General features: G+C 41.5%; 16 protein-coding genes. 5 read left to right on the top strand and 11 right to left on the bottom strand.

What is annotated here, in order from left to right; all coding sequences use genetic code 11:
* Positions 1 to 86: 86 nt before the first annotated feature.
* Positions 87 to 1097, top strand: coding sequence for a 1-acyl-sn-glycerol-3-phosphate acyltransferase (locus G5B43_RS03300; protein ID WP_165293264.1), 1011 nt, complete (start codon positions 87 to 89; stop codon positions 1095 to 1097).
* Between the two features lie 21 nt (positions 1098 to 1118).
* Here G5B43_RS03300 and G5B43_RS03295 read toward each other — a convergent pair whose 3' ends face one another.
* Positions 1119 to 2225, bottom strand: coding sequence for a serine hydrolase domain-containing protein (locus G5B43_RS03295; RefSeq protein ID WP_165293263.1), 1107 nt, complete (start codon positions 2223 to 2225; stop codon positions 1119 to 1121).
* 77 nt (positions 2226 to 2302) lie between these two features.
* Positions 2303 to 6013 (bottom strand): phosphoribosylformylglycinamidine synthase, encoded by a 3711-nt coding sequence (gene purL, locus G5B43_RS03290; protein ID WP_165293262.1) that lies wholly within the window; start codon positions 6011 to 6013, stop codon positions 2303 to 2305.
* 135 nt (positions 6014 to 6148) lie between these two features.
* On the opposite strand from purL, the gene G5B43_RS03285 reads away from it, so the two are divergent.
* Positions 6149 to 8566 (top strand): thiamine pyrophosphate-dependent enzyme, encoded by a 2418-nt coding sequence (locus G5B43_RS03285; RefSeq protein ID WP_165293261.1) that lies wholly within the window; start codon positions 6149 to 6151, stop codon positions 8564 to 8566.
* A gap of 39 nt (positions 8567 to 8605) precedes the next feature.
* Here G5B43_RS03285 and aroC read toward each other — a convergent pair whose 3' ends face one another.
* From aroC to G5B43_RS03265, 4 genes are read right to left on the bottom strand one after another with little or no spacing between them, the layout of a single operon-like run.
* The gene (gene aroC / locus G5B43_RS03280) at positions 8606 to 9694 is read right to left on the bottom strand and encodes a chorismate synthase (protein WP_165293260.1); all 1089 of its coding nucleotides are present in this window, start codon (positions 9692 to 9694) and stop codon (positions 8606 to 8608) included.
* A 34-nt stretch (positions 9695 to 9728) separates the two neighbouring features.
* Positions 9729 to 10985, bottom strand: a complete 1257-nt coding sequence (aroA, locus tag G5B43_RS03275; protein WP_165293259.1) for a 3-phosphoshikimate 1-carboxyvinyltransferase — start codon at positions 10983 to 10985, stop codon at positions 9729 to 9731.
* On the bottom strand, positions 10986 to 12092 hold the full coding sequence (locus G5B43_RS03270; protein ID WP_165293258.1) for a chorismate mutase: 1107 nt from the start codon (positions 12090 to 12092) through the stop codon (positions 10986 to 10988).
* A gap of 24 nt (positions 12093 to 12116) precedes the next feature.
* On the bottom strand, positions 12117 to 12944 hold the full coding sequence (locus G5B43_RS03265; protein ID WP_165293257.1) for a prephenate dehydratase: 828 nt from the start codon (positions 12942 to 12944) through the stop codon (positions 12117 to 12119).
* 626 nt (positions 12945 to 13570) lie between these two features.
* Here G5B43_RS03265 and G5B43_RS03260 point away from each other — a divergent pair.
* Genes G5B43_RS03260 through G5B43_RS03250 form a run of 3 tightly spaced genes read left to right on the top strand, consistent with a single transcriptional unit; the run spans position 13571 to position 15890 of the window.
* The gene (locus G5B43_RS03260) at positions 13571 to 14428 is read left to right on the top strand and encodes a DMT family transporter (protein ID WP_165293256.1); all 858 of its coding nucleotides are present in this window, start codon (positions 13571 to 13573) and stop codon (positions 14426 to 14428) included.
* Positions 14425 to 15042: an IMPACT family protein gene (locus G5B43_RS03255; RefSeq protein ID WP_165293255.1), complete on the top strand. Its 618-nt coding sequence runs from the start codon at positions 14425 to 14427 to the stop codon at positions 15040 to 15042. Before G5B43_RS03260 ends, G5B43_RS03255 begins: the two co-directional genes overlap by 4 nt.
* Positions 15039 to 15890, top strand: coding sequence for a nucleoside phosphorylase (locus G5B43_RS03250; protein ID WP_165293254.1), 852 nt, complete (start codon positions 15039 to 15041; stop codon positions 15888 to 15890). The genes G5B43_RS03255 and G5B43_RS03250 overlap by 4 nt, the downstream gene beginning before the upstream one ends.
* A 10-nt stretch (positions 15891 to 15900) precedes the next feature.
* Here G5B43_RS03250 and G5B43_RS03245 read toward each other — a convergent pair whose 3' ends face one another.
* The 5 genes from G5B43_RS03245 to mreC all read right to left on the bottom strand — a co-directional run bounded on the left by G5B43_RS03245 (position 15901) and on the right by mreC (position 21318).
* Complete coding sequence (locus G5B43_RS03245) at positions 15901 to 16599, bottom strand: hypothetical protein (RefSeq protein ID WP_165293253.1); 699 nt, start codon at positions 16597 to 16599, stop codon at positions 15901 to 15903.
* Positions 16600 to 16705: 106 nt separating this feature from the next.
* Positions 16706 to 17968, bottom strand: a complete 1263-nt coding sequence (gene rodA, locus G5B43_RS03240) for a rod shape-determining protein RodA (protein ID WP_206367210.1) — start codon at positions 17966 to 17968, stop codon at positions 16706 to 16708.
* Position 17969: 1 nt separating this feature from the next.
* The gene (gene mrdA / locus G5B43_RS03235) at positions 17970 to 19943 is read right to left on the bottom strand and encodes a penicillin-binding protein 2 (protein ID WP_165293252.1); all 1974 of its coding nucleotides are present in this window, start codon (positions 19941 to 19943) and stop codon (positions 17970 to 17972) included.
* Between the two features lie 18 nt (positions 19944 to 19961).
* Positions 19962 to 20489 carry a rod shape-determining protein MreD gene (locus tag G5B43_RS03230; protein WP_165293251.1) on the bottom strand — a complete coding sequence of 176 codons (528 nt, stop codon included), beginning with the start codon at positions 20487 to 20489 and terminating at the stop codon, positions 19962 to 19964.
* A complete protein-coding gene (mreC, locus tag G5B43_RS03225; protein ID WP_165293250.1) occupies positions 20482 to 21318 on the bottom strand; it encodes a rod shape-determining protein MreC in 837 nt (278 codons plus the stop codon). The genes G5B43_RS03230 and mreC overlap by 8 nt, the downstream gene beginning before the upstream one ends.
* Positions 21319 to 21320: the final 2 nt, after the last annotated feature.

Below are 21320 nucleotides of genomic sequence, written 5' to 3'. Positions count from 1 at the left end.
AAAAGAGAATTATTGAAAAGATAGGGATTAAACTTTTTTAGAAAAAAAATGTTTAAAAGGTAACAACATAAGTATATCTTAACGATATGTTTTATTCCATATTACGATTGTTTGTACGTTTGGGATTGATGTGGTATGCTCCCCGATTGAAAGCTAGGAATCTACGACTGGCTCGATATACCTATCCCACTATTATCATAGCGAATCACCCTAACTCTTTTTTGGATGCCTTGGTGATTGCGGCGTATGTGCCGGCAAAAATTTGCTTTCTCGCAAGAGGAGATATTTTTAAACATCCGGTAGCAAATGTAGTCCTACGATCGCTATATATGTTACCCGTCTATAAACGGAACGATGACGAGGACTTTGCTGTGAAGAATGATTTTACATTCGATGAGTGCATGCGACGATTGGCTGCAGGGCAACATGTGCTGATATTTCCCGAAGGCAGATCTCGAAATCTCTGGGAATTACAACCTTTTATGAACGGTGGATTAATATCGCTGTTGGAACGCTCTTACAGGGTAGACTTGCCTTTGCAAATTCAAACCTATACTTTAAATTATAACTCTTTCCGACATGTACCGAAAGCGATGGAATTGGAGGCATTGCCGCCTTTAGATACAACGGAGTATATAAACGATCATAAAGTACAAACAGCAGATATTATCCGGGATGTGCGGAATAATCTCCGCGAAGCGGTAGTCGAAAGCCCTTGGATTGCCGAACTGGCTTTAAGCAAAGATAATCGTTTTTGGCGTATCCTCGCCAAAATAGGATATTACACGCAGTTTTGGTTTTATCGTGTATGGCGGGATTACGTTAAAAAGAAAACTGACGGCACCATATTCTACGATTCATTACTCTTCTCGGTATTATTGTTTTCATATCCGCTATTTGTTTTGTTGTGTAGCGGCCTAATAGGGCAATTTGCGGGATTTTTCGGAGGGCTTTTTGTCTTTATTTTTTTACCTACAACTGCTTATGCGATGGCGAGGTACCAGCAAGCGGTAACAGAAACGGAGACGAATATTCCCAAGCAAAATTCATGGAATAGGACCACAGGATCTAATGAAAATATGGAAGATTCTGAATAGGAGAAAATTGGGGATAGGAGCCTAATAAGAATCAGCGACTCGAGCAATAAACCTAACCCAGTTTACCTTACTTGTTTTTTCACCCAAACGAACAATAATAAGGTTTTTATCAGGATCAACAAAAATGTATTGCCCTAATATACCTTGTGCGTAAAACTGCTCTGCGTTTTTTGTGAGCCACCATTGATACTGGTAAAATGGGGCACTATGTTCGGTAGTATCTAATTTAGTAGACGCTTTTACCCATCGTTCCGGAATGATTTGCGTATCGTTCCATTTCCCGTTGTATAAATATAGTCTTCCTAGTTTAGCAAAGTCTCTTGCGCGGGCATTTAGACAACAGAACGTCTTTTCCAGCCCATCTTTTTTCCGATCGAGGCTCCAAGTAGCATCGTATTCCATCCCTAGTGGCTTCCAAATTTTTTCTTCCAGATAGGAACTGACAGTTTGGGTTCTTAGCGATCTTTCCAATACGAGCCCGAGAAGTTGGGTTGTCCCGCTGGTATAACCAAATTTTTCACCGGGTGTATCTTTCAGTTTTAACTTATTGATGGCTTTCCGAAGGTTGGTGCCATAATAAAAAGTAGCCGCGTGTCCAAATGGATTGGTGTAGCTTTCGTTAAAATCCAGCCCGGACGTCATTTGCAGTAAGTGTTTTATGGTGACAGCGTCAAATCCGTTCGGCTTTAATTCCGGAATATAGTTGGTGACAGGTTCATCCACTGATTGAATTTTTCCCTCTTCAATGGCAATGCCAATGAGCATAGATGTAATGGATTTTGCCATCGAGAAAGATGCAACGACGGATTCCTCCGCGTATTTGTTGAAATATTTTTCATATTGTATACTGTCATCTTGTATAACCAGAAAAGCAACTGTTCTAGTGCGTTCCAAATAAGCATCAAAAGGTTCATCGCCTTTATCCGTATCGATATTATCTGGCTGTTTCGGATGACGTGCTTCCGGAAAGATGAAAGCCGAAGAAGAGGTTTCTATCGTTCGGTAGGGGAATATTTTATGATCAGTGATATTGGCAAAGTTATAGAATACAAATCTTCCTAACTTGCACGACTGAAAAAGTACAACAGATAAAAGCAGAAAACAGATGATTTTGGCCGTATTCTTCATAATGTTCCTCGCATGATGTTCATAATAGTGTTTTCCGAATATACAAAAAAGACCCGCCAACTGACGGGTCTTATTGATTATTTATGCTGTTCACACCATTTGCGTGCATTCACAAAGGCTTCCAACCAAGGGGTAACCTCATCCTGTCTGTCAGCGGGATAGTATGCCCAATTCCACTGGAAGATGGAACGTTCGATATGAGGCATGGTCACCAGGTGACGCCCAGTATTATCACAAAGCATAGCGGTGTTGAAATCCGATCCATTTGGATTATGCGGGTACTGTTCGTAAGCATATTTAGCTACGATATTATACTGGTCTTCGCTGTGGGGGAGGTTAAACTTACCTTCGCCGTGTGAAATCCATACACCCAATGTGCTCCCCGCCAAAGTAGACAACATAATGGAGTTGCTATCTTGTATTTTTACCGAAGCAAAACTAGATTCGTGTTTTTGGGACGTATTATGCAACATCTTTCCATGTACCTCATGTTCCGGATTTATAAGTTCCAATTCCATAAACAACTGGCAACCGTTACAGATACCGACAGACATCGTGTCTGGACGTGCAAAGAAATTTTCCAGGGCATTTTTCGCTTTCTCATTGTAGAGGAAAGCCCCCGCCCAACCTTTCGCCGAACCCAAAACATCGGAATTAGAGAAACCGCCCACAGTGCCGATAAATTGAATGTCTTCCAGCGTTTCGCGACCCGAAATCAAGTCGGTCATGTGGACATCTTTTACATCAAAACCCGCTAGATACATGGCGTTAGCCATTTCTCTTTCGGAGTTTGAACCTTTTTCGCGAATGATAGCTGCTTTTGGTTTTGTTGTCGCCTCTGCTGCGCGTGTAGGCCTTTTGCCGTCAAATTGAGATGGGAATACATAGTTTAGCGGTTGGTTCTTATAGTTGTTATAGCGCTCTTGAGCCATGCCGTTTTTAGACTGTTTGTTGTCTAACAAGAACGACGTTTTAAACCAGTTATCGCGTGTTTCCGCTACGTCAAATGTAAATTCGTCTGCATTATTTTTGAAGGATACGGTGGTTCCGTTGATAGCTTTTCCGATTTTCACGACTTGTATGCCTACTTGAGATAATACCGTTTCAAAAGCGGCATCATCTTTCGCCTGTAATACGACTGCGATATTTTCGTTGAATAATGCTTTAACTGTATCTCTTTCACCTAAACCACTTAAATCGTATTGTGCAGCCAAGTTAACGTCAGCAAATGTCATTTCCAATAACGTCGTAATCAATCCACCTGATCCGACATCGTGTCCGGCGACTACATGACCTGATAGGATGGCTTCCTGTATGGCATTGAATGCCTTTTTAAAGTATTCAGCATCTTGGATGGTTGGTGTTTCCTTACCGATTTTATTGTTTATCTGTGCAAAGGAAGAGCCTCCTAGCTTGAATGTGTCCTGCGACAAGTTGATATAGTAGATAGAACCTACATCTTTTGATAATACCGGCTCAATTACTTTATTGATATTAATACAGTTGCCTGCGGCAGAGATGATCAATGTCCCCGGAGCGATTACGTTTTCGCCATTCGGATATTTTTGTTTCATCGATAGCGAGTCCTTCCCGGTAGGGATGTTGATACCCAAAGCGATGGCAAAGTCAGAGCAGCCTTTTACAGCTTCATACAAACGGGCATCTTCCCCCTCGTTGTTACATGGCCACATCCAGTTCGCCGAAAGTGATACGCCCGCTAGACCATTTTTGATAGGTGCGAATACTAAATTCGACAAGGCTTCAGCAATAGCATTGCGAGAACCTGCAACCGGATCAACCAGCGCTGTCAACGGTGAGTGGCCGATAGTAGTTGCGATACCTTCTGCTGAGTTGTAATCCAATGCCATAACGCCCACATTGTTCAATGGAAGTTGTAGGGGACCTGCACATTGCTGTTTGGCAACACGGCCGCCTACACAACGATCTACTTTGTTCGTCAACCAATCTTTAGAAGCAACAGCTTCCAATTGCAGTACCTGTCTCAAATAGGTAGGAACTTCGTTAACATCATAAGAGATATCAGCATATTGACGGTCGATTCTACGGTCGTTCATCACCGTTTTTGGTGAAGAACCAAAGAAGTCCGCCAGATCGTAGTCCATTGGTTTTTCTCCAGTTGATTTCGACTGGAAAGTAAAGCGATGGTCTCCCGTAACGTCACCTACGGCGTACATCGGTGCGCGTTCACGATCTGCTACCTTTTTCAGGGTTTCCATATCCTTGTCGGCAATGACCAATCCCATACGTTCCTGGGATTCATTACCGATGATTTCTTTTGCTGATAGGGTAGGGTCGCCTACAGGCAGCTTGTCCATATCGATTAGTCCGCCAGTTTCTTCTACTAGTTCTGACAAACAGTTGAGATGTCCACCAGCACCATGATCATGAATCGAAACAATGGGGTTGTTGTCCGATTCTACAAAAGCACGGATAGCATTTGCCGCCCTTTTTTGCATTTCGGGATTTGAACGTTGGATAGCATTCAGTTCGATACCCGAACCGAAAGCACCTGTGTCGGCAGAGGATACAGCCGCACCACCCATACCGATACGGTAGTTTTCACCACCGAGGATAACGATTTTATCACCTTTTTTTGGTGTATGTTTTTTAGCTTGGTCTACTTTACCATAGCCAACACCACCGGCTTGCATGATAACTTTGTCATAACCTAATTTCCGCCCCCCTTCTTCATGTTCAAAGGTCAGTACAGAACCCGCGATCAAAGGCTGTCCGAATTTATTGCCAAAATCAGAAGCTCCATTCGATGCTTTGATAAGGATGTCCATTGGTGTTTGATACAACCAAGGACGTTCTTTCATACCATTTTCCCACGGCTTGTCCTGAGCGGAACCGAAGGATCCGTCTTCTGTTAAATCAGATCCAAGACGTGAGTAAGCGGTCATATACACAGCGGTACCCGCCAAAGGCAAAGCTCCTTGACCTCCCGCCAGTCGGTCACGGATTTCACCACCCGAGCCTGTTGCGGCCCCGGCAAATGGTTCTACCGTTGTTGGGAAGTTGTGTGTTTCAGCTTTGAGCGATAATACCGATTCAAATGCTTTTTCTTCGTAAAAGTCCGGTTTGTCCGCCGATTTGGGGGCGAACTGGGTAATCTTTGGCCCTTTAACAAACGCCACATTATCTTTATAAGCCGAGATAATTTCATTGGGATTGGTTTCCGATGTTTTTCTAATCAACTTGAATAGGGAAGACGGTTGCTCTTCACCGTCGATGATAAAGGTTCCGTTGAATATTTTGTGACGGCAGTGTTCCGAATTTGCCTGTGAAAACGCAAAAACTTCGGAGTCTGTCAGCTTACGTTCGAGTTTCTCCGAAAGCTTGTTCAAATATTCCACTTCCTCTGGACTCAAAGCTAAACCTTCCGATTTATTGTATGCATCAATATCGTCAATTTCCAGAATAGGTTCTGGTTGGATATTGATCGTGTATATGTCTTGTGTCAGTACGGCATATTTCTGCGAAATCATCGGGTCGAAATCTGTGAAGTTTTCATCTACCGGATGAAATTCTTCAATGCGGATAATGCCTTGAATACCCATGTTCTGCGTGATTTCAACAGCATTGGTGCTCCAAGGGGTTATCATCGCAGCGCGGGGGCCGACGTAATAGTCGTCTAATGTCTGTTCGTCGAGCTTTTGCGCGTTTCCAAAAAGCCAATCTAACCTGGAAATATCTTCTGCCGATAAGTCGTTTTGGGTTTGCACACCATACACGGTGCGGCTTGGGTTCACAAAGAAATGAATCATTACTAATGGTGTATTTTGAACGTTCTTCAAATCAAAGTACAAATATACGGAGTATTTTAGTAATGTAACGTATCTTTGCTGCTATTTCCAATAACACGTATATTTTACTACTTTTGTTGAAACCATTGGTTAAATATGTCTAATATCACCATGAATATAAACAGTGATTTTGAAACGTCAAAAATCAGTTTTGACGATTTTCGTGAAATCATTTTAAACGATTATAGATTAGCGGTTGAAAGCCGGATTGCAAGCCTATCGGGTCGTAAGGAGGTGTTAACTGGAAAGGCAAAATTCGGGGTATTTGGTGATGGTAAAGAGATTGCGCAAATTGCCTTAGCTAAGGTATTCCAACCCGGTGACTGGCGCTCTGGCTATTACCGGGATCAAACATTTGCCTTTGCTTTAGGTATATCTAGTATCTATCATTTCTTTTCGCAACTATATGCCAACCCTAATCTGGAAGCTGATATATCCTCTGGTGGCCGGCAAATGAATTGCCATTTTTCTACGCAACTACTTGATAAGGAGGGGGATTGGTTAAATCAGACAGAGCGGAAGAACTCCGCTTCTGATATTTCGACAACAGGCGGACAGATGGCGCGTGTTATGGGACTAGGTTTAGCATCTAAATTATATAAGGAAAATCGAAATCTGGATTATCTCACCTATTTTTCGCGCCAAGGGAGAGAAGTTGTTTTTTGTACCATTGGGAACGCTTCTACATCAGAAGGCGTTTTTTGGGAAACACTTAATGCCGCTGCGGTAAAGCAAATTCCGGTTGTTATTTCCGTTTGGGATGATGGCTATGGAATATCTGTTCCGAACGAGGTGCAAACGGCGAAAGCCGATATATCCGAAGTGCTGAAAGGTTTTCAACGTGAAAACGGTAGTAACGGTATCGAAATATTCAAAGTACGTGGCTGGGATTATCCGGCTTTATGCGAAGTTTACGAACAAGCGGCTCGTTATGCCCGAGAGGAGCATGTACCATGTGTTGTTCATGTTACAGAGTTGACGCAGCCACAAGGGCACTCTACATCTGGATCACATGAGCGCTATAAATCGACCGAACGACTAGAATGGGAAGATGCATTCGACTGTAATCTGAAGATGCGGGATTGGTTGTTGCAATCGGGTATTGCGCAAGAAGAGGAATTAAAGGATCTGGAGAAAGAAGCCAAAGATTTTGTCCGTCAGGAACAGCGGCGTGCTTGGGCGGACTATCATAAGACCCTTCAAGTTGATTTAGATGAAGCAATAACATTGTTATCGGCTATTGACAATCCGATGGTCGAAGTGCCACTAAAGACCTTGCAGTCGTTGGCAGAACCATCTTTGAAGGAAGTCTATGGCAATGTAAGAAGGGCAATTCGCGATTTGCGAGGAATACATTCGCCCGAAAAGGATGCTTTGATGACTTGGTATGCCCAAAAACAGGTGCAAAATTTTGATCGCTATAACGATAAGTTATTTTCTGATACACTCGATTCTCCATTAAAAAAAGACGGCACATCTGCCCATTATGATCAGGATGTCTCTATTGTGGATGGTAGAGAAGTATTGAATGCTTGTTTTGATGCCAATTTCAGACGTGATGAGCGTATTGTTGCGTTTGGCGAAGACGTTGGGAAAATAGGAGATGTTAATCAAGGTTTTGCAGGACTGCAAGAACAGTTTGGCGAATTACGTATTTTTGATACCGGTATCCGTGAGTCCGCTATTATCGGAAAGGGTATTGGCTTGGCTTTGCGCGGTTTGCGCCCTATTGCTGAAATCCAATATCTCGATTACTTGATCTATGCCATGCCGGTATTAAGTGATGATTTGGCATGTTTGAGCTACCGTACCAAAGGAACGCAGAAAGCTCCTGTCATTATCCGCACCAGAGGCCATCGATTAGAAGGTATCTGGCATTCCGGATCACCAATGACGGTACTCCTTGGTGGACTTCGTGGTTTACATATTTGTGTGCCGCGTAATATGACACAAGCGGCGGGAATGTATAATGTACTTTTGCGTTCTGATGAACCGGCGCTGGTGATAGAATGTTTGAACGGCTACCGATTGAAGGAAAAAATGCCCGCTAATGTAGGTGATTTTATGGTGCCAATTGGGGTGGCGGAACAGATACGCGAAGGGAGGGATATTACGGTCGTATCGTATGGTGCCACGTTGCGTGTCGTACAGGAGGCTGCTATTGAATTGGAAAAGTTAGGTATTTCTCTAGAAATTATCGATGCACAATGTTTACAACCTTTCGACCGAACAGAAATTTGTCGCCAATCGTTGGAGAAGACCAATAAACTACTGGTGGTAGATGAAGATATGCCGGGTGGTGCAACAGCATTTATTATGCAGGAGATATTGGAAAAGCAAAATGGCTATTATCTGTTGGACGGACAACCTAGAACGCTTACTGCCAAACCCAACCGCCCGCCCTATGGGTCTGATGGTGATTATTTTACAAAACCTTCCGTAGACGATGTCGTTGAGCTGGCATACGAGATGATGAGTGAATATAATGAAAGCGCCTTTCCGAGATTGTTTTAGTTATAACTAGGTAGAGACGCCGACAGGGCGTCTCTACAGTTAATCTTTATACGCCTTAAATCGCAACAGGTGGTCAGCTAACACCAGTGCCGTCATGGCTTCAACAATGATGACAGCGCGTGACACAACACAGGGATCGTGGCGTCCTTTACCGGAGATGATGGTGCTATCACCGTCCTCGTTTAGTGTTTCCTGATCACGCATAATTGTAGCAACAGGTTTGAAAGCTGTACGGAACGTAATATCCATGCCGTTGGAAATACCGCCTTGGATCCCGCCTGAGAAATTAGTGCGGGTGCGTACTTGCTCTTTTTCTTTCACAAATATATCGTTGTGTTCGGAGCCTTGCATCTCCGAACCGCTGAATCCCGAACCGTATTCAAATCCATGAACAGCGTTAATGCTCAACATAGCCTTTCCTAGATCCGCGTGTAATTTGTCAAAAACCGGTTCGCCAAGTCCGGCAGGTACACCGCGGACCACCGTCGATATTTTTCCGCCAATAGTGTCTCCTGCTTTTCTTATAGAATCAATAAGGGCAATCATTTCATTTGCTGTTGCAGGATCTGCGCAACGGGCGATGTTGCTTTCCCGTACATCGAGTAGCGCTGATAAATTAGTGATATCCAAGTTTGGAGCTTCTAAAGTGCCAACAGCCGAAACATGGGCAAAAATTTCAATGCCCTGGTTCCTGAGGTACAGCTTGGCTATGGCGCCCGCCGCAACCCGTGCTGCTGTTTCTCTTGCAGAAGATCGTCCCCCACCACGATAATCCCGGATACCATACTTCTGTTGATACGTGTAGTCTGCATGCGATGGACGGTATTTATCCGAAATATGGGAATAGTCTTTAGATCGTTGGTCTTCATTTGGTATCAATACAGCAATAGGTGTACCTGTTGATTTTCCTTCGAAAACTCCCGATAGGATTTGAGCAACATCACTTTCCTTACGTTGCGTTGTAATTTTAGATTGCCCCGGCTTTCGCTTATCCAACTCCGATTGTATAAAATCTTCGTCTATATCAATATTGGGGGGGCAACCATCAATAATAACACCAATTGCTTTTCCATGCGATTCGCCGAAGGTTGTTATCTTAAAAAGGTTACCAAATGAATTTCCTGCCATGATGTATTTTTTTTCTAGTTGTTTAACTGTTTGCCTATTGCTTGATGGTGAAACCCTGTTGTTGCAAGTGTTCCCAAAAATCGGGATAAGACTTCTCTACTACCACGGGGTCTTTAATCGTTATTTCGTCAAAAATCAATGCCAATGGTGCGAATGCCATGGCCATCCGATGATCTTCGTATGTGTCAAACGTGATTTGTTTTGGCACATAGACTTCGTGTGCTTTGACATGATAGGTTTCCCCGTCCGCTGTAATAGTGGCTCCAAATTTTTCTATCTCATTCTTTAGTGCGGTGAGTCTGTCTGTTTCCTTGATTTTTAGGGTTTCTACTCCGGTTATAGAGATATCGCGACGGATTGCCGCTGCCAATGCAACAATTGTTTGTGCCAAATCCGGACATGCCTTAAAATCAAATAATACCTTATCAGAGCCTTCGTTAACCTTTGCAATATGTAATCCGTCATCCTGAAAAGAGCTAGCTACCCCAAAGTGTGTCATGATATCCACAATGGCGATGTCGCCCTGTAGGCTGTGGGCTTTTAAACCAGGTAACACGACTTCACCCTTTTCGGATAAAGCGACCATGGCGTACCAATAGGAAGCCGCACTCCAATCCGGCTCAACATAAATTGTTGTCGGTTTAAATTCCTGCGGTGCTATTTCAATAGTATTGTCTGTCCAAGTATGGGCTATTCCGGCTTCCTGCAACATGTCCAAGGTCATCGTGACGTAAGGTCTGGATGTCAGTTCTCCCTCAATTTCCAGTACGAGTCCTTGTTTTAGGGAGGCGGCAATGAGGAGGAGGGAAGACAAATATTGACTACTAACATTCCCTTGTATTCGAACTTTCTGTTTATCCTGTGCCATGCCCCCTTTGATTACCAACGGTGGAAAGCCATCCTTTTTCTCATAATCAATGTTTGCACCGAGTGTTTTCAATGCGTCTACTAGGATGCCGATAGGTCGCTGTTGCATACGTTCCGTACCGGTGAGGATAAAGTTGCCTTCTACCAGATTCAGATAAGAGGTAAGGAAACGCATAGCTGTTCCTGCCGGGCCAATATCCACCGTAATGGTTTCTCCTGTTTCACGGGATGTGTCAGCCAATGTAAGCGCCTTATTCATAATAACAGTATCAGCAGCAGCGGATAGATTTTCTACTTTAACTGCTCCTCGGCTTAGCGCTTGTATAATAAGAGCACGGTTACTCTCTGATTTGGAACCAGTAAGTTGAACCGTGCCTTGTATTACTTTCGACGGACGACGAAGTGTAAGTGGTGTTGAACTCATTTACGCCTCCGCCACAGATTTTGCGTTCATCACTTCATTTTGCTTGCGAATAGACTCGTTGTGCAACAATTCCAGGTATTTAGTTGCAAAGTCTTCGCTAAGTGACAATGCTTTCGCAAGTTGAACTCTTTTTTCTACGATTTCATCCCAACGACTAACCTGTAGGATAGTTACGTTATTATCACGTTTGTACTCACCGATTTTTTCAGCAATTTTCATGCGGTCACCAATTTGCTTGAGGATTGCATCGTCTAACTTATCTATTTGCTGACGCAATTCGGCAAGTTTATCATCGAAAACTGGATTGTTGGATTCTGGATGGCGAACCGATAAGTGGTCGATCAAGTCTGCCAATGCAGCAGGAGTTACTTGTTGTTTTGCGTCAGTCCACGCTACCGAAGGATCGATATGTGATTCTACAATCAAACCCTGTTGGTCCATATCCATTGCCTTTTGTGCAATGTAAGGGAGCAGTTCGCGATTTCCACAGATGTGGCTAGGGTCATTGATGATAGGAAGCTCCGGACAGGCTGATTTCAACTGGACGGCTAAATCCCACATCGGTTCGTTACGGAAAGCAGTTTTCTCAAAAGAAGAGAATCCACGGTGGATAGCACCTAATTTTTTAATACCCGCGCGGTTTATGCGTTCTAATGCGCCAATCCATAAGGAAAGATCTGGGTTGACCGGATTTTTAACTAATACCGGTACATCAACGCCTTGTAAAGCATCTGCAATTTCCTGTACAGTAAATGGATTTGCCGTAGAACGCGCGCCTACCCATAGGATGTCTATTCCAGCAGCTAACGCTTCTTCTACATGTTTGGCCGTAGCTACCTCTGTTGCGGTCAATAGACCTGTTTCTGCTTTGGCTCTTTTTAGCCATTCCAAACCTACGCTGCCTATTCCTTCAAATTCGCCTGGACGAGTACGCGGTTTCCAGATACCCGCACGTAAAACATTTACTTTTCCTGTGTTTGCCAATAGGTGCGCGGTAGAGACTACCTGTTCTTCGGTCTCCGCGCTGCAGGGCCCTGCAATGATCAACGGTTTATCGCCTGTATCTATCCAAGATTTTAAAGGAACGATGTCTAATGTATGTTTCATATTTTTATACTTAATCTTTTTATACTATACTTTTTCATTTTTTACATATTCCCCCATAATGGTGAAATTTATCGTGTGTTTTAGTACTTTGCGGATAGCCGCATCGTAGTCGCTTTGCTTTTTCCATTCCACATCTACATAGAAATCATATTCGTTTCGACGACCAATTACAGGCATAGATTGGATTTTGCTCAGATTCACATTTTGTTCTGCGAAACACTGTAACACATTGGCTAAAGCACCTACCGCGTTTCCTGTTTGAAAAGATAGGGAAGCTTTGTTTGCATTTTTTTGCTCGATAATCTCGTTTGATAAGATCAAGAAACGTGTCGCATTTTTCTTATTGGTTTCTATTCTTTTTTCCAGAATTTCTAAGCCATATAGTTCGGCTGCTGCTATACTGGCAATTGCCGCGGTATTGGTAAGCTTATTTTCGATAATGCTTTTGGCACAGGCGGCAGTATCCATGCCCTCCTTTATTGTCCAATCCGGATGTTCACTTAAAAATTCATCGCATTGACGGATAGCAATCGGGTGTGATTCAACGAATTTTATATCTGCAAGTTTTGCGCCAGGTAATGCCAACAAGTTTTGCTGTATATTTAAGTGTACTTCGCCAATGATATGGAATTTATAATCGCGAAGTAGATTGTAATTAGGTAAAATGCTGCCCGCAATTGCGTTTTCTATTGCCATAACGACATAATCCGCTTTGCCGTGTTTAAGCATTTCACAAGTCTTTTTGAAAGATTCGCACTCCAAAATTTCGATATCCTCATCGCCGAAATATTTATGAGCGGCTTCTTCGTGAAAGGAGGCTTTAACGCCCTGTATTGCAATTTTTGTTTTCATCCAATTATTATATTGATGAGTTAAGTGTTTCAGGTATCAATGAGCTCGTCCTACAAAAAAAGTCCCGAACATCATCCGGGACTTTTTGTCTATTCACACAAACACATAAAATCCCGGCTTTACGTTTTAAAGTAAAAGTTGCCAAAATAAAAATATGTGTTGTGTATCATCATGTCTCAAATTCTACAATCCAAAAGTAGAACTATTATTTTATATATGCAAAATATATTTAAAAATAATTGTTTTTTGTCGTTGATTTTTAAGTGTAAAAATTGTGTTTTTTTATATAAATTTTGACTACTATTTGTTTTAAATAAATATTTTTTTTTAAACCATTTTTATGTTTTAATTTATATTTAAGTTTCTTGTTTTCAATTCTTTAATTTTATAATGGTGTTGATAGTGCGTATTTATTTATACTTTGTATGACTTTTTTTATATTGTTTTTATGTGTATTTTTTGTTAATTTTTTTAATAAAAAAATAGATATAAAACCACATATTTCGTCGATGTAATTTGACTAGTTTACATTAAAATATATTACTTTTTATAAATGGATCCGGTTCGTAAATCGGCCATAGTCCGGTTTGGAGAAGAATACATAATTTCATTCCTTTGTTTTTTCTATGTTATACGTACTCATCAGCGTTATTTGCAGCGTTACTGTATCTGTCGTCATTAAGTTGGCTAAACAGCGTGGGATACAGCATCTCCATCTTATTGTATGGAATTACCCGGTGGCAGCACTGGCGACTTTATTGTTTTTAAAGCCGGGAGCGACGACCGTTCCATTAAGTGCATTGCCCTGGGGATTATATTTGTCGTTAGCATTACTTCTACCATTGATATTTTTATGCATTGCGTACGCTATTCAATATAGCGGTATAGTTAAAACGGAAATTGCGCAACGCCTTTCGTTGTTTATTCCATTGTTAGCCGCATTTTTTATTTTTCATGAAAGTATAGGTGTGTTCAAATTGGCGGGTATAGCAGTAGGCATTGCAGCCATCCTATGTTCTATTGGATGGAAGAAAGGTGGTATAGCCAAAAGCAAAGGAGCGTGGGGTTATGCGGTGATGGTTTTTTTCGGAATGGGGATTATTGATATTTTATTCAAAAAAGTAGCGCTTTATAGACAAGTACCTTATACTTATTCCATGTTGTTGATATTTATTTTGGCTATCGTCGTTTCGTTTCTTTTACTCACTTACCGCATTGCAATCAAGAAAGAACGTATACAATTTAAGTCTGTCATTTGGGGAATCCTTTTGGGATTGTTTAACTTTGGTAATATCTTGTTTTACATGGAGGCCCATCAAGCATTATCGAACAGTCCGTCTGTCGTCTTTACGGGGATGAACATTGGTGTTATTTTGTTAGGAGCGATTGTTGGTGTCGGTTTTTTTGGCGAACGTCTGACACGATTGAATAAGATAGGGTTATTATTAGCTGTTATTTCCGTTTTAATTATAGCATATCTGTGAGTTTATTTGAAGATACATATTTAACCATTGAAGAACCAAGTGAAGGACTGTTCAGAGATAAGGGTAGCAAGTTCATTGCTTACGCTTATCCTTTTAAAAGTGAGGATACACTAAAAGATATCATCGCTGAACTAAAGGCGCTACATCCCAAGGCAAGGCATCACTGCTGGGCATACCGCTTAACGCCAGATCGTTCTATTTTTCGATTGAACGATGATGGGGAGCCGTCTGGAACCGCAGGTCGCCCTATTTTAAACACCTTGTTATCCAAGGAGGTCACCAACGTATTGGTTGTGGTGGTACGTTACTTCGGCGGCACGTTATTGGGTGTTCCGGGATTGATAAATGCTTATAAAACAGCTACACAAGAAGCGCTAGAGACTGCTGAAATTGTGGAGAAAACAGTTAACGATGTTTATCGAATTACTTTTGACTATTTGCAGATGAATGATGTTATGCGTTTGGTTAAGGAAGAAAATTTGCCTATTTTAAAACAAGAGTTCGATAACAACTGTTCTATGGATGTTGAAGTGAGGAAGTTACTAGTTAACCAAGTTGTCCAAAAGCTCGACAAGTTAGATGATGTTCAATATGCATATCTTCATACTTTATGATAGCTGATTCAGAACTGATACTTAATGCCGACGGAAGTATTTATCACCTTAATCTGTTGCCAAAGGATTTGGCATCCACCATTGTTTTAGTGGGGGATCCCGATAGAGTAGGAGAAGTATCTCGTTATTTTGACAGAATCGATTTAAAAAAAGGAAAACGTGAGTTTATTACTCATACAGGCGTATTGAGAAATAAGCGTATTTCGGTTATCTCCACCGGGATTGGTACGGATAATATTGATATCGTTTTCAATGAAATTGATGCATTGGTCAATATTGACTTTGAAACACGTACATTAAAAGAACAGTTAACTAGCTTGGATATTATCCGTATCGGAACCTCCGGTTCGATACAAAGTGATATTCGGATGGGTACCATCTTGGCTAGCGAATATGCAATAGGTTTTGATGCACTGATGCAGTATTATGTGAAAAATTATTCGGAAGAAGAAAAAGATATCCAACATGCCGTAATGAACCATTTTGGGACATTGGGTTTTATCCCTTATATTGGCAGTGCCAGTAAAAGGCTAATCAATCGGATAGCTCGCGATCTTCCAAAAGGTATAACAATGACCACACCGGGGTTTTATGGGCAAGGTCGGTCAATGAGAACAAGAAATGTATATCCTGATCTTGTACGAAAAGCAAACGCATTTAAGCTACAGGGAAGATCGATTACGAACCTGGAGATGGAAACGGCAGGCATTTATGCTTTAGCAAATATGTTTGGACATCATGCTCTTTCTGTTAACGCTATTCTTGCAAATAGAGTACACGATGCGTTTTTGGACAACCCGAAAGAGATTGTAGACAAGGCTATACGTTTTGTGCTGGAAAGGATTTAGCCAGCTTTGATTACTTTCCTTCTTTTTTTAACTTATCTCTTATCAACTGATCTATTACTTCGACCCGACGATAGACAATTTGAGTTGTTTCAACTAGGTTTTTGTATTTGTCAAATATTTCTTTTGCTAATTCTGTGTAATGAAAGAAAAGTTCTTCTACTTTTCCGTATTCCTCTAGAAACGCTTGATGATCATCATCTAACGATACGGTATGGACGGACACCTCCTCATAGCGTGGATAAACCTCATCGAGTGCACTGAAATATTCCGGATTGATCACTGCATCATCTTCGTAGATATTTTCTATATCACGGTTGTATATCTCCGTTAGGTCGACTATTTTTTCATAGAGATTTTGTATATCGACGTTATGTTTGTCGCAGACAGTAAAAAAGGTGCCGATATCAATGGTAATTTCGCCATCAAAAAGTTCTTTATCCTCCAATTCCGTCACACCGAGCCAATCTTCTAGTATTTCCAACTCTTGTTCTATGCCTAAACGTCGAAAAGACAGATCTTCGATGGTATCGTCTGCCGCTTTTAGTTCGGCTTTTATTTTCGATACGTGTTCTTTAACTTCCCATGTCTTATCATGCGCCTCATAATAGGATTGTAAGGCCTCCTGTTCAAATGGAGGCGGTGTAATTTCATCATCAAAATCGAGTGTAATATCTTTTAAGGGATGTTCTTTAACAATCGTCTTTATCATATCATGTTCTGCTGTATCGTGTGTTAAAGTTATCGAATTTATTTAAGAAATAGAAGCTGGCCCTTTGTGCTGTGTAAATAGATGGAGCACAATTGGCTTTTGGGGATCACCCATTTAACCCTTTACGACTTGAATCAAACCGCAATAAAATAAAAAGGAGAATAGTAAAGCTCCATAAAGAAGAACCGCCGTAGCTGATGAAGGGGAGAGGGATGCCAATAACCGGTACTATACCAATCGTCATGCCGATATTAATAAAGAAATGAAAAAATAAGATAGAGGCGACCCCATAAGCATAAATCCGTGCAAAAGCCGTCCGTTGGCGCTCCGCGATGTTGACCAAACGGAGCAGCAATGTAAGATAGATGGCGATAAGTATCGTAGAACCTACGAATCCCCATTCTTCACCGATGGTACAGAAAATAAAATCGGTACTTTGCTCGGGGACGAATTTGTATTTAGTTTGGGTCCCTTGCAGAAAACCCTTACCGAGCAGTTGTCCCGAACCGATGGCTATCTTAGATTGATTGAGATTATATCCTGTTCCCCGGGGATCATCTATTTTTCCCAGAATAATATCAATGCGGTCACGTTGATGCGACTGTAAAACATGTTCGTAGGCGTAATCTACACAAAGGACATACACACTGCATGCCAAAAAGAGTATACCAACGTTGATAATATATTTGCGTTTTTTCCGTAATGAATAAATCAGTAATCCAGCGATGACTGCCAACATACTGATAATAATCCATTGATTGACTAAAAGCGCCAATATAAACAAAAGAATGGCTAGGCCGCCTAACAACAAGAGTGTGTTCCCGACATAACCTTCGCGATAAAAAACAAAAATCAAGGCGAAGAATGCCAATGCAGACCCTGTGTCGGGCTGAAGCATGACCAATGCGACGGGAAAGAGAACAATCGAGGTTCCTATAAACAGGGTTTTAATATTCGGGTTTTTATTAGCTTGAGAGCTTAGATAGGATGCAAGGAGTAAACAAGTAGCCAGTTTCCCGAATTCGGACGGCTGTAAACGAAAACTTCCCAACGGTATCCAAGCTTGATTTCCCCCAACATTCCGACCGACAATCAATACCAATATCAGTAATAAAACGGTGATAATATAGATGAGTGGAGAGGCTGAAATAAAAAACTTGGCATCGATAATCAGAATGCTGAATCCGATAATCAAAGCAGTAAAAATATAAATTGATTGCTTGCCGTAATTTGTTGCCATACTAAAAATACTGGGCTGTTCTGGATCGTAAACGGCCGCATATATATTGAACCAGCCGATTAAGCAGAGAGCGAACCATAACAAAATAGTGAACCAGTCGATGCGACCAAAAAAATTTTTCTCTCTCATTCTACTGATGTCCCTTTCTTATCTGGCTGTGATGTACGAAAAACTCGCGCCTCGGTTCTGTAGCCTGTGCTTCCGGTGTCTTATGTCGTCTTGTTTGCTTCTTCCTGTCCGACGTGGTTTTGTTCACTTCCTCTTCTTTTTTGACCTTGGGCTCAGGAAGGAAACTTGCATTAAAAATGCGGTCTTGCTCATATTTGGGTAAAGAGATAGTATCCTTGAGGTATTTTTCGACGAGCATATTGACAATCGGTCCCGCCCAGACGCCACCATACCCGGCGTTTTCTACAAACACTGCAATGGCTATTTTAGGGTTTTCACGCGGGGCAAAAGCAAAGAATACCGCATGGTTTTCACCATGGGGGTTCTGTACGGTACCTGTCTTTCCACACATTTCCACACCCGGAACGCGTACCCGGTATCCCGTTCCACCCGGAACATTCACCGCGCGGTGCATTCCCTCGATAACAGGCTCATAGTACTTTGCATCTACGCCGGCGCTTATTTTTTCTTTAAATTCATCTTTTACTATTCCTTTTTCACCAATTGCTTTAACCAGATGCGGGCGGTAATAAAAGCCACGATTGGCGACGATCGCCATTATGTTAGCCATTTGCAGTGGCGTTATGCCCATTTCACCTTGCCCGATAGACAAAGAAATATTAAAACTGGAACGCCATTTATCATTGCCATAACGCTTGGTATAAAAATCGGAAGTAGGTATTAGACCTGGCTTTTCACCCGGAAGGTCTATGCCCAAGGTATGACCTAGGCCAAATTTACTCAATGCTTCACGCCAGAGATCGTAAGCTTTCGGACCAGACATGCCCCGAGAGTCAATCATCCGTGCGTATGTGTATCCATAGTATGTATTGCAAGATGTCTGTATTGACTTTGCCAAAGTGGTAGCACCGTCTACGTGGGTACATCGCATGATTGCTCTGCCTCCTCCATAACGGTATCCACCAGGGCAATAGAACACGGTTTTTTCGTCAATAACACCCGCTTGCTGTGCCGTTAATGCAGCAACCACCTTAAAAACCGATCCCGGGGGATAGGAGGCTTGGATAGGGCGAATAAACAAAGGACGTGTCTCGTCCCGTAAAAGTTTCATATAGTTGTTGCCCCTTTGCCTTCCCACCATCAAATTCGGATCGTAGGATGGCGCACTAACAAACGTTAAGATTTCTCCAGTAGCCGGTTCAATGGCAACAACAGAGCCCATCTTATTTTTCATGAGCTTTTCCGCCAACATTTGCAGATCGCGGTCGATAGTTGAAACCAAACCATCTCCGGCAACTGCAAGCGTGTCGTATTTACCCTCCATAAAAGAACCTTTTGGTCGATTGAGCGCATCTACCATCTGGTTTCTTACACCTCGCTGCCCACGTAACAGTTCTTCGTAAGACCGTTCGATACCACTTGCACCAATATAGTCACCCGGACGATAAAAACCTTCAGATCGTTCAATATCTTTGTCATTTACCTCTTGGATATACCCTAGAAGTTGTGGCGCAATACTATCTGGATAGCTTCTGACGGTCCGGTTTTGCACATAAAATCCACGGAATTTATACAAGTGCTCTTGTAATTGTGCATAAGTTGTTGCAGATAATTGTTTTTCAAATATGGAAGGACGGTAAGGGGAATGTGTACGGGCTTTATTCATTCTTGTTTGGAACCCCTCATGGTCGATGTCAATAAGCTGACACAAAAGCGCCGTGTCAATTTCTTTTGCTTCAATAGGGGTCACCAACAAGTCGTATACTGGTTCGTTTTGTACCAAAACTTTTCCATTTCTGTCATATACAACACCTCTTGCCGGATATACAACTACTTTACGTAATACATTGTTATTAGCTGACAATAAATAAGTTTTGTCAATAACTTGAATGTAGAATAGACGAGCTACTATAACGACTGCGATCGTGATGAAAATTCCCTGAATAACAAATTTACGAGCGAAAAAACTATTCATGAACGTAAAGCTCCTTATTTAAATGCTACCAATGCGTGACTTTCTTTTATAAACCAGCAAACTCATCAATAGGATGATACAAGTTGTAAATATACTACTTAAAACAGTACTTGCCAGTGTATACAGAAAATTAGAGAACGTAAACGTTTCTATAAGAAAAAGAAAGAAATGATGTACAAATGTACCAAAAAACACATAGGATAAGAACCATTTCGTGCCCATTATCCCTAAGGAAGGGGTATTAAAAGACTCTTTTAGCTCGACTTCTATAGTGATCTTATGGAAAAATATGCGAAATAGTGCTAAGCCCACGCATGCTGCCGCATGTACGCCAACGGAATCATAAAAAGCATCTATGGTTAATCCCGCTAAAAAGGAGATCAGAAACAATAATAAGTTTGGTAACCCTATCGGTAAAAGAAGGATGAAAAAGATATACGGATAAGTAGTCGCGACATTGTAATAGCCGATATTTTTAAATAAGGCTACCTGTAACAATATCATGATAATAAATCGGAAAATATTTATGATTATTACTCTACCCATTGTCTTGGCTGTCAGCTTCTAGTTCTTCTTTTTCTTTAATTAATAAGTCTTTTACGACATATACATGATGTAAATTACTGAAATTTGTAGATAACTCGATCTTTAAATCTAAAAAGCTCTCTCCAGATTTTATACCTGTTTCTACGATTTTTCCTACCTGGATGCCTGCCGGAAATAAAGAAAACCCAGAAGTATATACTTTTTCGCCCTTCTTGACCTGGACGTGATTTGGGATATCTCTTACCATCCCGTAACGGGGATCTATGCTGCTTCCCCAAACTAATGAGCCGATTACTTCGGAGCTATCCAACGTAACAGAAATTCTAGTATCGGGGTGCAACAGCGACTGTACAGAACTAAAATGAGGAGAGGTTTGGAGCACCACGCCGACAACCCCGTTGGAGGTAATAACCCCCATACCGGTCTCTACACCATCAGCAGACCCCTTGTCAAGTGTAAGATAGTTATTTTTTCTATGGATACTGTTGTTGGCAACATTCGCTACAATAAAAGCATATCGTCCTTGTTCGATGGAATCTATAATATGAACGGTGTCTGCAGAAGTATCAGCTTGAAGAAGATTTTGGATCTGTTGCCTCAATAGCACATTTTCAGCCGCCAATTCCTTATTCGTTTCATTTAAGGAGAGATAACTTTTCCAGGAGTTCACTTGTTCATAATACGAACCAATGATAACATTTGATGAATTGATAAAAGAAGAACGTTGGAAATTGTTGTTACGAACAACTAAGATAATGGATACTACAAAAAAGAGAATAAACCAAAATATAGCATTATATCTAACTAGAAATAGCCAAAGGTTTCTCATTG

This window comes from Sphingobacterium sp. SGR-19 (assembly GCF_011043555.1).
Lineage (GTDB): Bacteria > Bacteroidota > Bacteroidia > Sphingobacteriales > Sphingobacteriaceae > Sphingobacterium.
This window is presented reverse-complemented; position numbering and strand designations above follow the sequence as displayed.

Bases quoted from the DNA above. Each gene is read 5' to 3' on its own strand.
- G5B43_RS03230 (WP_165293251.1), bottom strand. From the start codon at position 20,489: ATGGGTAGAGTAATAATCATAAATATTTTCCGATTTATTATCATGATA.
- aroA (WP_165293259.1), bottom strand. From the start codon at position 10,985: ATGAGTTCAACACCACTTACACTTCGTCGTCCGTCGAAAGTAATACAA.
- G5B43_RS03270 (WP_165293258.1), bottom strand. From the start codon at position 12,092: ATGAAACATACATTAGACATCGTTCCTTTAAAATCTTGGATAGATACA.
- aroC (WP_165293260.1), bottom strand. From the start codon at position 9,694: ATGGCAGGAAATTCATTTGGTAACCTTTTTAAGATAACAACCTTCGGC.
- G5B43_RS03285 (WP_165293261.1), top strand. From the start codon at position 6,149: ATGTCTAATATCACCATGAATATAAACAGTGATTTTGAAACGTCAAAA.
- G5B43_RS03245 (WP_165293253.1), bottom strand. From the start codon at position 16,599: ATGATAAAGACGATTGTTAAAGAACATCCCTTAAAAGATATTACACTC.
- G5B43_RS03265 (WP_165293257.1), bottom strand. From the start codon at position 12,944: ATGAAAACAAAAATTGCAATACAGGGCGTTAAAGCCTCCTTTCACGAA.
- purL (WP_165293262.1), bottom strand. From the start codon at position 6,013: ATGATTCATTTCTTTGTGAACCCAAGCCGCACCGTGTATGGTGTGCAA.
- G5B43_RS03250 (WP_165293254.1), top strand. From the start codon at position 15,039: ATGATAGCTGATTCAGAACTGATACTTAATGCCGACGGAAGTATTTAT.
- G5B43_RS03295 (WP_165293263.1), bottom strand. From the start codon at position 2,225: ATGAAGAATACGGCCAAAATCATCTGTTTTCTGCTTTTATCTGTTGTA.
- G5B43_RS03260 (WP_165293256.1), top strand. From the start codon at position 13,571: ATGTTATACGTACTCATCAGCGTTATTTGCAGCGTTACTGTATCTGTC.
- G5B43_RS03300 (WP_165293264.1), top strand. From the start codon at position 87: ATGTTTTATTCCATATTACGATTGTTTGTACGTTTGGGATTGATGTGG.
- mreC (WP_165293250.1), bottom strand. From the start codon at position 21,318: ATGAGAAACCTTTGGCTATTTCTAGTTAGATATAATGCTATATTTTGG.
- rodA (WP_206367210.1), bottom strand. From the start codon at position 17,968: ATGAGAGAGAAAAATTTTTTTGGTCGCATCGACTGGTTCACTATTTTG.
- mrdA (WP_165293252.1), bottom strand. From the start codon at position 19,943: ATGAATAGTTTTTTCGCTCGTAAATTTGTTATTCAGGGAATTTTCATC.